The organism is Limimaricola cinnabarinus LL-001, assembly GCF_000466965.1.
GTDB classification, from domain to species: domain Bacteria; phylum Pseudomonadota; class Alphaproteobacteria; order Rhodobacterales; family Rhodobacteraceae; genus Limimaricola; species Limimaricola cinnabarinus.
This window is the reverse complement of record NZ_BATB01000008.1, coordinates 1-11,755: the sequence shown is the minus strand read 5'-3', so window position 1 is coordinate 11,755 and position 11,755 is coordinate 1. Positions and strand designations below refer to the sequence as shown.

The window sequence follows — 11,755 nt, the reverse complement described above, 5'->3', positions numbered from 1 at the left end:
ATGGAACTCCTGATCGCATCCGCCGTCGGCGTCCTGTCCGCCGCCGGCATCTACATGGTGCTGCGCCTGCGCACCTTTCCGGTGATCATCGGAACCTCGCTTCTGAGCTACGCGGTGAACGTCTTCCTCTTCGCCTCGGGGCGGCTGGCGATGAACGCCCCGCCGGTGCTGCGCGACGGGGCCGTCCGCTACACCGATCCGCTGCCGCAGGCGCTGGTGCTGACGGCGATCGTCATCTCCTTCGGCATGACGGCGGTGGTGGTGATCATGGCGCTGGGAAGCTGGCTGTCGTCGGATGACGACCTCGTCGACCGCCCCGCCGTCTCGGAGGGCGACGCCCGCGCGCCCTCGATGCCCGAAGGAGACGCATGATGAGCCATTGGTTGATCACCCCTGTCGTGCTGCCCGCGATGCTGGCCGCGATCCTCGTGCTGATGGTGCGCGAGCACATCGTCGTGCAGCGGGCGCTGTCGATGGCGGGCGCGCTGGCGCTGGCGGCGATCGCGACGGGCCTGTTCTGGCAGGCCTCGGACGGCACGATCACGCTCTACCAGCTTGGCAACTGGCCCGCGCCGTTCGGCATCGTGCTCGTCGGGGACCGGCTCTCGACCCTGATGGTGTTGCTCACGACGCTGCTGGCACCGCTGGTGCTTCTCTATGCCATCGGCTCGGGCTGGGACGCGCGGGGACGGCATTTTCACCCGCTGTTCCAGTTCCAGCTGATGGGCATCCTCGGCGCCTTCCTGACCGGCGACGCCTTCAACCTCTTCGTCTTCTTCGAGGTGCTGCTCATCGCCTCCTACGGCCTGATGATCCATTCGGGCGGGCGCGAACGGCTGCGCGCGGGCACACAATACGTGCTCTACAACCTGCTCGGCTCGACCCTGTTTCTCTTTGCCCTCGGTACGATCTACGCCCAGACCGGCACGCTCAACATGGCCGATCTTGCAGGCCGGGTAGCCGAGCTCGACGCCAGCGCCTCGGGCGGCATCCGTGTCGCCGCGGTGCTGCTGCTCATGGTCTTCGCCATCAAGGCCGCGGTGCTGCCGCTGCATTTCTGGCTGCCCGACAGCTATGCGCAGGCTCCCGCGCCCGTCGCGGCCCTCTTTGCGATCATGACTAAGGTTGGTGCCTACGGCATCATCCGCTTTTACACGCTGGTCTTCCCCCCTGATCTCGAAATCACCCAAGGCCTGTTCGACACCTGGCTGCTGCCCGCCGCGCTGCTGACGCTGGCGGTCGGCATGATCGGCGTGCTGGGGGCCGTACGCGTCGACCGGCTCATCGCCTTTTCGGTGATCGGCTCGATGGGCCTGCTGCTGAGCGCCGTGTCGGTCTTCACCCCCGATGGCATCGCCGCCGCGCTCTATTACGCGATCCATTCGACCTTTGCGACGGCGGCGCTGTTCCTGCTGGTCGACCAGATCAAGGAGCGTCGCGGAGAGACGGGTCCGTTCCTCGTGCACGGGCGCCCGATCGAAGGCGGCGCGCTGATCGCGGGGATGTTCTTCGTCGCGGCCATCGCCATGACCGGGCTGCCGCCGCTGTCGGGTTTTCTGGGCAAGCTGCTGATCCTCGACGCGGCGCTCACCAGCCCGTTGGTCTGGTGGGTCTGGGCGGTGGTGCTGTCGGCTTCGCTCGTGGCCGTGGTCGGATTTTCGCGCGCGGGCTCGATGATCTTCTGGAAGGCGCATCAGGAGGGGCCCGACGGCCCAGTCGATTGCGAGACCGCCCCCGAAATCGAGGACGAGACCTCGCAGCCCGGCTCGACCAAGGGGCCGATCTCACCACGCCCGGTGCTGCCGATGATCGCGATCGGCGGGCTGATCGCGCTCCTGATCGCGCTGACCGTCTTCGCGGGCCCGGTCAACCGGGTGCTGAGCGCGACGGCAGCACAGCTTTTCGCACCCGAGCCCTATATCGAACTGGTGCTGACCACGCCCGGCAAGAAAATCAAGGACGACCCGCACGCGGTTGAGGGCGATCATGGCGACGCGGCAGATCTTGCCATCGACGACGAGACCTCGGACGCCACCGGAGAGGAGCACTGAAATGCCGCTGCGCCTGACCCGAAAGCTGCTGCCCCACCCGCTGCTCTCGACGCTGCTGGTGATCGTGTGGTGCCTGCTGATCAACGATCTCAGCCTCGGCACCGTGGTCTTCGGGGCGATCCTCGGCCTGCTGATCCCGATCTCCACCGCCGCCTATTGGCCCGATCGGCCCAAGATTACCCGGCCATGGCGGCTGGTCTCCTACATGCTTCTTGTGATCTGGGACATCATGGTCGCCAACGTGCAGGTGGCGATGATCGTGCTGTTCAAGCGCAACGACGACATGGCGCCGAACTGGGTGCTGATCCCGCTCGACCTGCGGTCACCCGAGGCGATCACCTTGCTCGCGGGCACCATCACCCTGACCCCCGGCACCGTCAGCACCGACCTCTCGGCCGATGGCAGGGCGCTACTGGTTCACGCGCTCGACGCCGCCGATCCGGAGGCGGTGCGCGACGACATCAAGACCCGCTACGAGCGGCGGCTGAAGGAGATCTTCGAATGATCGACACCGTCTTGTATTTTGCCATCGGCGCCGTCGGGCTGGCGCAGCTTCTGGCTATGGTCCGACTCGTGATCGGGCCGCACACCGGCGACCGCATCCTCGCGCTCGACACCATGGTGATCAACGCCATCGGCCTGATCATCCTGCTCGGGATGTTCTGGGGCACGCAGATCTACTTCGAAAGCGCGCTGATCTTCGCCATGCTCGGCTTCGTGTCGACCGTGGCGCTGGCGCGGTTCGTGCTGCGCGGGGACATCATCGAATGACCGACATTCCGTTTCTCATCGACATCCTTGTCGCCACGCTCCTGATCATCGGCGCCACCTTTACGCTTATCGGCTCCTACGGCCTCTTGAAGCTGGACCAGCCGATGAAGCGGCTGCACGCACCGACCAAGGCCTCGACACTGGGTGTGGGCTCGCTTCTGCTGGCCTCGATGATCCATGCCTTCGCTTCGGGCGAGAGCTCGTTGCACGAGCTTCTGGTGATGGCCTTCCTCTTCGTCACGGCTCCCATCTCTGGAAATTTCATCGCCAAGGTGCATCTGCATCGGCAGCGCGGTGGCAAGGAGCTGCCCGCCCCGCCCGCCGAAGACGGCTGGGCGACCTATTCAGAAAAATGACGCACCCGGCCCCGCCGGGGCCGAGGAGCGAAACGTGATCGAGACATCCGCCCCCCGACAGGCCGGGCCTTTGCTGCATCTGCGCGGGCATGACGCGGAGGGGCTCCGCCTCGCCGCCGTGGTGATCCGCCCCGAGGATGCGCCCTGCAGCGATCTGCATGCAAGCGGCACCGCACACCGGGCGCGCCGCATCGCCACGCTGGAGGGTCTGGCGGTCTGGCGCTTCGATTTCCGGCTTGGCCCGCAGGATCGCGCTACGCCTTCGAAGATACCGAATACCCGGTCGAAACCGATCTTGGCGGCGACCTGCGCCTCGCCTTCCTGTCGTGCAATGGCGAGGAGATCGGCGACATGGACCGCGATCCGGCCGAGCGCGACGCGATGTGGGAACGCATGCGCACAGAGCATGAGGACCGGCCCTTCGCCGCACTGTTGCAAGGCGGCGACCAGATCTATGCCGACGAGGTGACCCAAGGCCATCCGCTCAGCGATGGCTGGCCCGAGGACATCCCGCAGGCGCCACCGAGGAGGATCTCTCCGAATTGGCCGCGCATCTGCGCGCGGGCTTCGTGAACCGCTACATGCGCGGCCTTGCTTCCCCGGCCTTTGGCGGGCTTGCGGCCCGTGTGCCGAGCCTGGCGGTCTGGGACGATCACGACATATGCGATGGCTGGGGCTCGCTGCCCGTGGCCGCGACCAATAGCGCCGTGGGACGGACGCTGTTTTCCGTGGCCCGCGAGATGTACCTGCTGTTCCAGCATGGCGCTGTCGAGGCGGATGTGGCCGACATTTTCGTCGACCCCTCCGGCATGCAACTCGGCTGGCAGCGCCAGCTTCCCGGCGTGACACTGATGGCGCCCGACCTGCGCTCCGAACGGGGTCGCAGGCGGGTCATGGGCGAGGCGGGCTGGCGGTTGCTGGAACGCCCCGTGCCGGAACCGGAGCGCACGATCATCGTCTCGTCCGTGCCACTCCTCGGCCCGCGCCTGTCTCTGGTCGAGGCGGTGATGTGGCTCTGGCCCGGCATGCAAAAATACGAGGACGATTTGCGCGACCAGTGGCAGAGCCGGGCCCATCGGGAGGACTGGAAACGAGCCCTGCGGGCCGTGCTGGGCCTTCGCGCGCAAGGCCCGGTGACGGTCCTTTCGGGCGAGATCCACCTCGCCACCCGCGCCGAAATGGCCGCGTCGCCCGGCCCGGTGCATCAGCTCGTCGCCTCGGGCATCGCGCACCGCGCACCGCCCAAGGGCTATGCGCGGGGTCTGGGTTGGCTGGCTTGGCTTGGCGAGGGGCCGCTTTCGGAGCACAGGATTCGCATTCTGCCGCCGCCGGGAATGCGGCGGCGCTACGTCGCCGAGCGCAACTTCCTCGTGCTGGAACGGCGGGACGGCGATTGGAACGCCGTGTGGCATCTCGAAGAAAGCGGCGAGACGCTGCCGCTGCCGATCTAGGGGATAGCAACTCCACCCGCGCCTCGAGACCGCGTGGCGCGCGGTTCGACAGCGCGATCTCGCCGCCATGGGCGCGGATGATGGTGCGGGTGATCGACAGCCCAAGCCCTGCCCCGCCGGTGTCCTGGCTGCGGCTGTCCTCGCCGCGCACGAAGGGCTCGAACATGCCTTCGAGCCGCGCCTCGGGGATGCCCGGCCCGTCATCATGAATGCGCACGACCGCCTGCCCGCCATCGCGCGAGAGCATCACCCGCGCCGCCCCGCCATAACGGATCGCGTTGTCGATGAGGTTGCCGAAGGCGCGCGACAGGGCCACGGGCCGCCCTCTCACCATGGGCGCCGCACCGCCCTCGAAGCTGGCACCGCGCTCCTCGCAGAGCCGCTCCAGCAGCGCGCCGAGATCGATTTCGGCGGGGGCCTCGGCGTCGTGGCCACTCTTGGCGAAGGCCACGAGCCCCTCAGCCATCACCGCCATCTCGTCGAGCGTGCGGATCATCGGCACGCCCTCGTCCTCGTCGAGCATCTCGGCACGGATGCGCAGACTGGTGATCGGCGTCCGCAGGTCGTGCCCGACGGCGGCGAGAGTGCGCAGGCGCTCGGCCTCGAATCGTGCGATCCGGGCCTGCATATCGTTGAACGCCGCCGCCGCCGCACGCATTTCGCGCGCTCCGGTCTCGGGGACACGCAGGCTGCGATCACCGCGCCCAGCGGCGCGCGCGGCTACGGCCAACGCGCCCAAGGGCCGGGTCAGCTGCCGCACGAACCACAGGCCCACGGCCAGCACCGTGACCAGAGACAGGCCCAGCACCAGCAGGAACACCTCCTCCTGCACGCCGTTCGCCGGTCTCAGACCCGACGTGACGACGTTGAGCCAACCGCCGCTGCTGTCGGCTCCCAACGCGATGGAGATGACGATACCCGAAGGGCCACCCCGCATGGCCGGGTCATGAGCCTGCCAGCCCGCCGCCTCTGGGCGCTGGCTTCCGCGCTCGTGCATGGCGACATGCACCCTGCGCCCGTCCAAGGCCGCCACGAGGCGCGCCTCAAGCGCCGCCGCACGCTCCGAACTCGCAGCAGCAGGTCGGAGCACCAAAGGCACAGGCGCGACATCGATCCGCGCCAGACGGGTCGAGGCCCGCCGCGCCAGAACCTCTCTCGCGCGCGGGTCCAATGCCTCCATCGCGGGCACCAAGGCCACGATCCGCTCGACCTCCCGCGCGGCTCCAGCCTCGCGGTCGAGACGTGCGCGTTCGAAGGACAACAGGCCCAGCGCCACGAGATTGGCCGTGACCAGCGCCGCCGCGAGCAGCAGCGCGAATCGCGCGGCGAGGCCCTTCGGCAGCAGTCGCGCGACTGCGTTCATTGCGCCGCCTCGACTTCGGCGGCGAGAAGATAGCCGCCGCCCCATTCGGTGACGATGAGACGTGGCTGCTTGGGATCGTCCTCGATCTTGCGGCGCAGGCGGCTGATCTGGTTGTCGATGGCGCGGTCATAGGCCTTGGCCTCGCGCCCGGCCATAAGGTCGAGCAGCCGCGAGCGATCGAGCACGGTGCGTGGCGCGTCAAGAAACAGACCCAGCAGGCGGTTCTCACCGGAGGTCAGTTCGGCCTCGCGCCCGTCGTCGTGCCGCAGGCGCGCGCCGCCGGATCATGGGTCCAGCCCGCGAAACGGCGCGGCGTCGCATCGAGCGTCGGCGCGGAGGGCGGCGCGCGGCGCAGCACGGCGCGCACCCGCGCGAGCAATTCGCGCGGGTTGAACGGCTTGGTCACATAGTCGTCGGCGCCAAGCTCCAGACCGACGATGCGGTCGGTCTCGTCGGCCATGGCGGTGAGCAGGATCACCGGCGGCCCGCCGCGCGCCACCAGCCAGCGGCACAGGCTGAGCCCATCTTCGCCCGGCATCATCACGTCGAGCACCACGAGGCCGATCCGCGCCGTCTCGACGATGCCGCGGGCCTCGGCCGCGCTCGCCGCGAGCCGGACCCGGAACCCTTGTTTCTTAAGATACTGTCCCAGCGGTTCGCGGATGTCGCGCGCGTCGTCGACGACGAGGATCTGCTCGGCGGTCTCGGTCATGGGGCGGTCTCCTGCGGGGCTGAGGCCTCTGTTCTAAAGCAGCCCGAGGGGCGGTTGCCAGCATCGCTCGCCCCGATCGGCGCGAAGTTTTGTCGCCAGATGTATCACACGGAGGTGCTACCCGCTTGCCAGCCCGGCACGGTCTGGATACATCGGCATCGGGGCCGGCTTAGCTCAGCTGGTAGAGCGTCTGATTTGTAATCAGGGGGTCGGGGGTTCGAGTCCCTCAGCCGGCACCATCATATCTCATTTTCACCAGCGTTATCAGTAGATTAGGTGAAACTGCCAAGTTTCTATCCACCCCGCAATCCACCCTTCCATTTGTCCGAATGACCGCTGTGAAGCTTTGACGCATCCCGGGATGAATGAACCGATTCAGGTGGACGGAGGATGGCCCAAGAGCGCTTAACGCATGGCAGCCGTGTCCCGCTTAACCCATCCCCGGCATCGCAGTGACGACCAGCGCCATGTCATGGCCGCTGACACGAAAATGGGGTCGAAAGCTCTCGCTCCCGACCCCTACTGGTTAAATCCACCCAAACGACATTGGTTACACGGCTTTCTCGAAAATCCGGGGAGGAACAGCTTCGAGAACATGAAGCGGGTGGCAGCACTCGCATGACGTTAGGATAGAGGCCGCTGCGAACCAGGATCGAGGGTCTATCGCTGTGCGTATTCAGACGCGGAATAGCTGGAACCTTGCACTTGTTCGCCTTTAGCCCCGAGCCCATTACCGGATGTGTTGGACAAGCAGATGGGCCACGCTACGCAAGCGGCGTACCAAAGGACAAACGCCCTCGCAGGTTTCTGCGGGGGCGTCGTCACTCTGGATGCACGCTCAATGGACAAAGCCGCCGTTGGCTGACGCATCGCATCGAACAATGATCGCTTCCAAGGTCGTCCGCGCTGATGTCGTCGGCGGAATCCTTGATCACACTGGAAAGCTTTGCTCAGTTGCCGTTGCGTATCTGGCCCGGAGCGTAGTCCTTCCCGTTCTTTTTCCCATCGCCATTCCGATCAGTCGACATGGGGTCGGGTTCTTGCGCCGATTTGCCAGGCGCATAATCCTCACCGTTGGTGCGACCATCGCCGTGGCGATCAGCCCCATCCTGGGCGGCAATGCCAGGCGCCTCACCCGAGGCGTGACCTGCCATCGCAGGTGTGGCAGCAGCGAGAATGGCAATCACGGAAACAAGCATACGCATAGAGTTCTCCTCCATCGAACCGGCCTCACAGTGAGACCAATTCCCTTAGGCACGTATGAGCTGCGAGTAAGTTTCAATTCTTCGTTGACTTTCGCCCCCTTTATGAGCGCGCGACCACAAGCGGCGGCTCGGCGGGGAACGACCTGATATCGAACCACTTGAAGCACGTCCCGTCCGCGTTGCGCTGGTCGCCCGACCTGATGCGGTAGCCATTCGCTGCCTGCCGGATCAGGGCGGCCCGGAAGGCCTTCAGGTCCAGCAGCCACCATGCTGCGAGCCCCCTGCCGTCTTCGTTCGCGTGGCCGTAGAACATCCAGTCGCCGCTGCCGTTCACTATCTTGGCAAGCTCCGTCTCCGCGCCCGAGGCGACACGCGAGCGGATGGTGAACTCGAAGGGGTAGCGGGAGCCATAGCCCGGTCGCCTTACCCTTGCCGCAACCCGCACGTCACGGGCATCCAGCATCATCAGGTCAGTAGCTTGCCGCCAGTCGAATGCATCGGCGGCAACGTCCAATAGCTGTGCGCCGACGATGTGGCGGATCTCAGGAAGGTAGCGGTCAGACCATGACCGGTTGGCTGTGTAACAGTTCATCACTCGTATCCGATGCCAGGGCGAGCGGGAAACACAGGCTCGCGGTTTGGAAACACGTCTGCGAAGGCCCGCCTTGCCTGCTAATCTCTTTCCTACTCCGGAAAGCGTGTTTCTTTTCCATGGAGTAACGGGGAGAGAGCGAGGACGAGCCGAAGGCAGCGACTAGAGGGGGCTGTCATTTGCCCCCTGCCATCTGTCAGGGCGTGCCCGCCTGACCAGCCACGACGAAGGCCCCATGGCGAAGACGGCGCAGGAACAGATATTGCGGGTTTTGCATCTCCATCTCCCAGCCTTCGGTACCGGGCATTCCAACCGGCCCTTCCAGGTTCCAGTAGACGTCCATCATGGCGGCCAACCCTTCGGCGCTGGTCGGCACCATCCGCTGAAGCTGCCGCTCGATACGGCGCTGGGCCTCTTCCGCCTCTTCGAGTTCGGGCGCGTCGAAGTGCCCCCCGACTTCCTCATCAAGCATCCCTGCCACAGCTGTCCGCATCGATTTCCAGCGCTGGCAAAGTGCGACGACAGGATCTTCGCCGGTTGCGGCCAGCCTCTCAGCATCAGCGCGCAGCGCCGTCACCGTCTCCGACAGCATTCCTTCTTCCAGCAGTGCCCCCACCTTCAACAGGTATTCGCGCTGGGTCTTCGGCTCGGCATCCCGCAGTCTCGCCTCGGCGGCTGACACCTTTTCATGGAGCGGCCCTACCGTCTCGTCGTCGTATTTCTTGGCCTCCGCGCTGCCTACGCCCTTGGTGTTCTCCAGCAGCGTCAGGGCCGTCAGGGCGGCGTCGCGAGTGCTGCGGGCTTCGTGCAGCTTGGTCAAAGCATGGGTGAACTGGCTCATCGTGGTCTCCTGCTATTGGCGGCCCGTCTCCGGGCTCAGAAATGGTGGATGGGTTGGCCTGCAGCGGCATGACGGCGGGACAGGAACATCAGCCCCCAGAACGCCAGCCAGTCGCTGTCTGTCGGGCCGGATGGCTGGTGCGGCTGGACGACCTGCTGAGCGCGGTCCCTCCGAAGGGCCGCCAGATCCTCCCAATCCTTCGGGGTGAGACGGTCCTGCCCCTCCAGGGTGGCGATGGCGTGCTCGACGGGTGACAGCTCCAACGGCTGAACGACGTTGCGGGCGGCCGCCTTCACCTCGGCCCATGCTTCACGAAGAAAGCGGGCCATCAGGAACCGGGTGAAACGGTTGTGCTGCATGTGCTGGCGCATCTTCGCCCATGCACGGCGCATAACGGTGGAGCAGGTGTCGGCCATTTGCGACTCCAGTGTTGAGAAATTATGTCAACGTGATACATACCTAGTGCACGGCCCTGCTTCAGTCAACACAGTGATAAAAGAATTCATATCAGGGAATCAATATGACGCCAGCACAAGTACGGATGGCACGCGCCGCGTTAAGACTCGGAGTACGGGAGCTGGCGCAGTTAGCGAATGTTACGCCTGCTACTGTTACTCGCTTCGAGACTGAGAAGGGTGGACTGCAGCATAGCAGTGCCGAGGCTATCCGACGCGCCTTGGAAGCCGAGGGCGTGCAGTTCCTCGAAGGCGGCACCGTCTCGGCTGGACCGGGGGTTGCCATGAAGACGCGGGAGAACGGGAACTGAAGCTCTGCCAAGGAACTAGACCGGACCTTTATGTCCGGCGAGCCGTTTGGCCGGAGTTCTCAAAATTGGAGGTACCAAGATGCCCACCAAGATTACTGTCCTGTTCTATTCCACCTACGGCACGAACCACGGCGTCGCGCTCGAAGCGGTCCGGGCGGCTGAAGCCGCTGGAGCCGAGGTGCGGTTGCGCCGCTGCCGAGAGACTGCCCCAGCCGACGTCGTGAATGGCCAAGATGCCTGGCGGGAGCAGGTAGAGAAGATGCAAGACATTCCGGAGGCTACGCTGGACGACATGGAATGGGCCGACGGCTACTTCATCTCGGTGCCCACCCGCTTCGGCGTTCCTGCCAGCCAGTTCCGGGCCTTCGTTGATACGCTGGGGCCGCTGTGGCAATCGGGCGCGCTGGCGAACAAAGCCGTGACCGCGACCACTTCGGCACAGAACACGCACGGCGGACAGGAAACGACGATCCAGTCGGTTTATGTCACCGCCATGCACTGGGGGGCGGTGATCGTGGCTCCGGGTTATGCGAACCCGATCAAGTTCGAAGACGGTGGCAACCCCTACGGTTACTCGTGCAAGCCGGGTCCGCTTGATGAGACGGGCAGGAAGTCGGTGACGTTCCAAGCGCAGCGACTGGTAGAATATGCCGAAAAGCTGACGCGGTAAGGGGCGCAGCCCGAAGTAGGATGTACTGGCCGACGCGAAGTGGGCCATTTCAGTTCCCTTGCACGGCTGCCAGACTCGCTGCCGCTAGGTACAGCGAAGGTCGCGCTTGCGTGCTCTCGCTACATCCAGCATTAGCCCTGCAGGGGAACGATACAGCGCCGCAGGTGGGCAGGGGTGCCTAAACTCCTGCGGCGCTGGAATGAAAATTATGGAGCGACGCCCGCCACATCTTCCATCTGGTAGCCGGAACGCTTTGCTGCGCCATCGGAGGCTATGGAGGAAATCCGCTCCACTTCCAGACTTACAATCGGCGCCCCCGCCTGCGTATGGTCGGCCCGAAAGGCCGCCTGAATTGCCCGGCCAGTGACGCGATACCGCAAGTCGTCTTGGCCCGTGCAGCTGATCTCCAGCGTATCCCCCACCATCGGCACCCATGACATTTCGAGGTCATAGAGGGCGGCCTCCCGGGGCTGCTCCTGCGGCGCGATCAGTCGAATAACGTACATATCACTTCCTGGGTATTTACTACCTATGGGAGATGTTTCGAGGATCGGGCGATGCGGTCAATGCTATGTACGGACCTGCACCGCCAGCCATGCACGGCGACGGATCATTCCTCAGCGCCCTCGGCACCAGGGCGGAGAGCGCAGGCTGACTTAGAGCCCCCGGAAAGATTTGACACAGTGGGTCGCGCCAACGTTGAGGAGCGGGACAGGCGAAAGCTCTTGGGGGCAGCGCTGTACAGCTGGGTCTGCCTGCCCTCCTGCGCTCCTCCATGGCTCTAGGGTCGTGGCGGGAAGGGAGCTGTCCCTGGAGTGACGTATTGTGCTGGCTCAACGCCCATTACATCCACGTCCAGCGCATTTAATGCAATCAACGCCAGAGCCCCCACCCCAGCGAGCAGGAAGATATTCGAGAGGAGGCGCAGACCCGTCATAGACAAACTCCGTCAGTGTTTGGGCGCTGTTGCACATATC

Annotated in this window: 15 protein-coding genes, 1 tRNA gene and 1 pseudogene; 9 read left to right on the top strand and 8 right to left on the bottom strand. The window is 65.1% G+C overall.

Features of this window, described 5'->3' with window-relative positions:
* From MBELCI_RS04845 to MBELCI_RS21480, 7 genes are all read left to right on the top strand, one after another.
* Window positions 1-372 carry a Na+/H+ antiporter subunit C gene (locus MBELCI_RS04845; protein WP_021693038.1) on the top strand — a complete coding sequence of 124 codons (372 nt, stop codon included), beginning with the start codon at window positions 1-3 and terminating at the stop codon, window positions 370-372.
* Entirely contained in the window at window positions 372-2,051 is a 1,680-nt protein-coding gene (locus MBELCI_RS04840) for a monovalent cation/H+ antiporter subunit D (RefSeq protein WP_045319726.1), read from the top strand. The genes MBELCI_RS04845 and MBELCI_RS04840 overlap by 1 nt, the downstream gene beginning before the upstream one ends.
* 1 nt (window position 2,052) lies before the next feature.
* Window positions 2,053-2,556 (top strand): Na+/H+ antiporter subunit E, encoded by a 504-nt coding sequence (locus MBELCI_RS04835; RefSeq protein ID WP_021693036.1) that lies wholly within the window; start codon window positions 2,053-2,055, stop codon window positions 2,554-2,556.
* Window positions 2,553-2,822, top strand: a complete 270-nt coding sequence (locus MBELCI_RS04830; protein WP_021693035.1) for a K+/H+ antiporter subunit F — start codon at window positions 2,553-2,555, stop codon at window positions 2,820-2,822. The genes MBELCI_RS04835 and MBELCI_RS04830 overlap by 4 nt, the downstream gene beginning before the upstream one ends.
* Complete coding sequence (locus tag MBELCI_RS04825) at window positions 2,819-3,178, top strand: Na+/H+ antiporter subunit G (protein ID WP_021693034.1); 360 nt, start codon at window positions 2,819-2,821, stop codon at window positions 3,176-3,178. Before MBELCI_RS04830 ends, MBELCI_RS04825 begins: the two co-directional genes overlap by 4 nt.
* Before the next feature lie 351 nt (window positions 3,179-3,529).
* Window positions 3,530-3,751: a hypothetical protein gene (locus MBELCI_RS21240; protein WP_021693033.1), complete on the top strand. Its 222-nt coding sequence runs from the start codon at window positions 3,530-3,532 to the stop codon at window positions 3,749-3,751.
* Entirely contained in the window at window positions 3,721-4,629 is a 909-nt protein-coding gene (locus MBELCI_RS21480) for a metallophosphoesterase family protein (RefSeq protein WP_235047569.1), read from the top strand. Before MBELCI_RS21240 ends, MBELCI_RS21480 begins: the two co-directional genes overlap by 31 nt.
* 67 nt (window positions 4,630-4,696) lie before the next feature.
* Here MBELCI_RS21480 and MBELCI_RS22490 read toward each other — a convergent pair.
* The 3 genes and pseudogenes from MBELCI_RS22490 to MBELCI_RS04810 all read right to left on the bottom strand — a co-directional run.
* Window positions 4,697-5,566 (bottom strand): annotated as a pseudogene (locus MBELCI_RS22490) (ATP-binding protein); the annotation flags it as partial.
* A 422-nt stretch (window positions 5,567-5,988) separates the two neighbouring features.
* Window positions 5,989-6,201 carry a winged helix-turn-helix domain-containing protein gene (locus MBELCI_RS22485; RefSeq protein ID WP_369385367.1) on the bottom strand — a complete coding sequence of 71 codons (213 nt, stop codon included), beginning with the start codon at window positions 6,199-6,201 and terminating at the stop codon, window positions 5,989-5,991.
* A 26-nt stretch (window positions 6,202-6,227) separates the two neighbouring features.
* Window positions 6,228-6,704: a response regulator gene (locus MBELCI_RS04810; RefSeq protein WP_369385360.1), complete on the bottom strand. Its 477-nt coding sequence runs from the start codon at window positions 6,702-6,704 to the stop codon at window positions 6,228-6,230.
* A 163-nt stretch (window positions 6,705-6,867) separates the two neighbouring features.
* Between MBELCI_RS04810 and MBELCI_RS04805 the strand changes: the two genes are divergently transcribed.
* Window positions 6,868-6,943, top strand: a tRNA-Thr gene (locus MBELCI_RS04805).
* 711 nt (window positions 6,944-7,654) lie between these two features.
* Here the strand turns inward: MBELCI_RS04805 and MBELCI_RS20680 are convergent.
* The 4 genes from MBELCI_RS20680 to MBELCI_RS04790 form a co-directional block, all read right to left on the bottom strand.
* Window positions 7,655-7,909, bottom strand: a complete 255-nt coding sequence (locus tag MBELCI_RS20680; protein WP_131505506.1) for a hypothetical protein — start codon at window positions 7,907-7,909, stop codon at window positions 7,655-7,657.
* Between the two features lie 100 nt (window positions 7,910-8,009).
* Window positions 8,010-8,501, bottom strand: coding sequence for a hypothetical protein (locus tag MBELCI_RS04800; protein WP_045319724.1), 492 nt, complete (start codon window positions 8,499-8,501; stop codon window positions 8,010-8,012).
* Window positions 8,502-8,697: 196 nt separating this feature from the next.
* Window positions 8,698-9,342, bottom strand: coding sequence for a hypothetical protein (locus MBELCI_RS04795; RefSeq protein WP_021693029.1), 645 nt, complete (start codon window positions 9,340-9,342; stop codon window positions 8,698-8,700).
* A gap of 35 nt (window positions 9,343-9,377) precedes the next feature.
* Window positions 9,378-9,758, bottom strand: coding sequence for a hypothetical protein (locus MBELCI_RS04790; protein ID WP_021693028.1), 381 nt, complete (start codon window positions 9,756-9,758; stop codon window positions 9,378-9,380).
* Window positions 9,759-10,187: 429 nt separating this feature from the next.
* On the opposite strand from MBELCI_RS04790, the gene MBELCI_RS04785 reads away from it, so the two are divergent.
* Window positions 10,188-10,778 carry an NAD(P)H-dependent oxidoreductase gene (locus MBELCI_RS04785; protein WP_021693027.1) on the top strand — a complete coding sequence of 197 codons (591 nt, stop codon included), beginning with the start codon at window positions 10,188-10,190 and terminating at the stop codon, window positions 10,776-10,778.
* A gap of 206 nt (window positions 10,779-10,984) precedes the next feature.
* Here the strand turns inward: MBELCI_RS04785 and MBELCI_RS04780 are convergent, their stop codons facing one another.
* Complete coding sequence (locus MBELCI_RS04780; RefSeq protein WP_045319723.1) at window positions 10,985-11,284, bottom strand: hypothetical protein; 300 nt, start codon at window positions 11,282-11,284, stop codon at window positions 10,985-10,987.
* Between the last annotated feature and the right edge of the window lie 471 nt (window positions 11,285-11,755).

Bases quoted from the DNA above. Each gene is read 5' to 3' on its own strand.
- MBELCI_RS04845 (WP_021693038.1), top strand. From the start codon at position 1: ATGGAACTCCTGATCGCATCCGCCGTCGGCGTCCTGTCCGCCGCCGGC.
- MBELCI_RS04840 (WP_045319726.1), top strand. From the start codon at position 372: ATGAGCCATTGGTTGATCACCCCTGTCGTGCTGCCCGCGATGCTGGCC.
- MBELCI_RS04835 (WP_021693036.1), top strand. From the start codon at position 2,053: ATGCCGCTGCGCCTGACCCGAAAGCTGCTGCCCCACCCGCTGCTCTCG.
- MBELCI_RS04830 (WP_021693035.1), top strand. From the start codon at position 2,553: ATGATCGACACCGTCTTGTATTTTGCCATCGGCGCCGTCGGGCTGGCG.
- MBELCI_RS04825 (WP_021693034.1), top strand. From the start codon at position 2,819: ATGACCGACATTCCGTTTCTCATCGACATCCTTGTCGCCACGCTCCTG.
- MBELCI_RS21240 (WP_021693033.1), top strand. From the start codon at position 3,530: ATGGACCGCGATCCGGCCGAGCGCGACGCGATGTGGGAACGCATGCGC.
- MBELCI_RS04810 (WP_369385360.1), bottom strand. From the start codon at position 6,704: ATGACCGAGACCGCCGAGCAGATCCTCGTCGTCGACGACGCGCGCGAC.
- MBELCI_RS20680 (WP_131505506.1), bottom strand. From the start codon at position 7,909: ATGCGTATGCTTGTTTCCGTGATTGCCATTCTCGCTGCTGCCACACCT.
- MBELCI_RS04800 (WP_045319724.1), bottom strand. From the start codon at position 8,501: ATGAACTGTTACACAGCCAACCGGTCATGGTCTGACCGCTACCTTCCT.
- MBELCI_RS04795 (WP_021693029.1), bottom strand. From the start codon at position 9,342: ATGAGCCAGTTCACCCATGCTTTGACCAAGCTGCACGAAGCCCGCAGC.
- MBELCI_RS04790 (WP_021693028.1), bottom strand. From the start codon at position 9,758: ATGGCCGACACCTGCTCCACCGTTATGCGCCGTGCATGGGCGAAGATG.
- MBELCI_RS04785 (WP_021693027.1), top strand. From the start codon at position 10,188: ATGCCCACCAAGATTACTGTCCTGTTCTATTCCACCTACGGCACGAAC.
- MBELCI_RS04780 (WP_045319723.1), bottom strand. From the start codon at position 11,284: ATGTACGTTATTCGACTGATCGCGCCGCAGGAGCAGCCCCGGGAGGCC.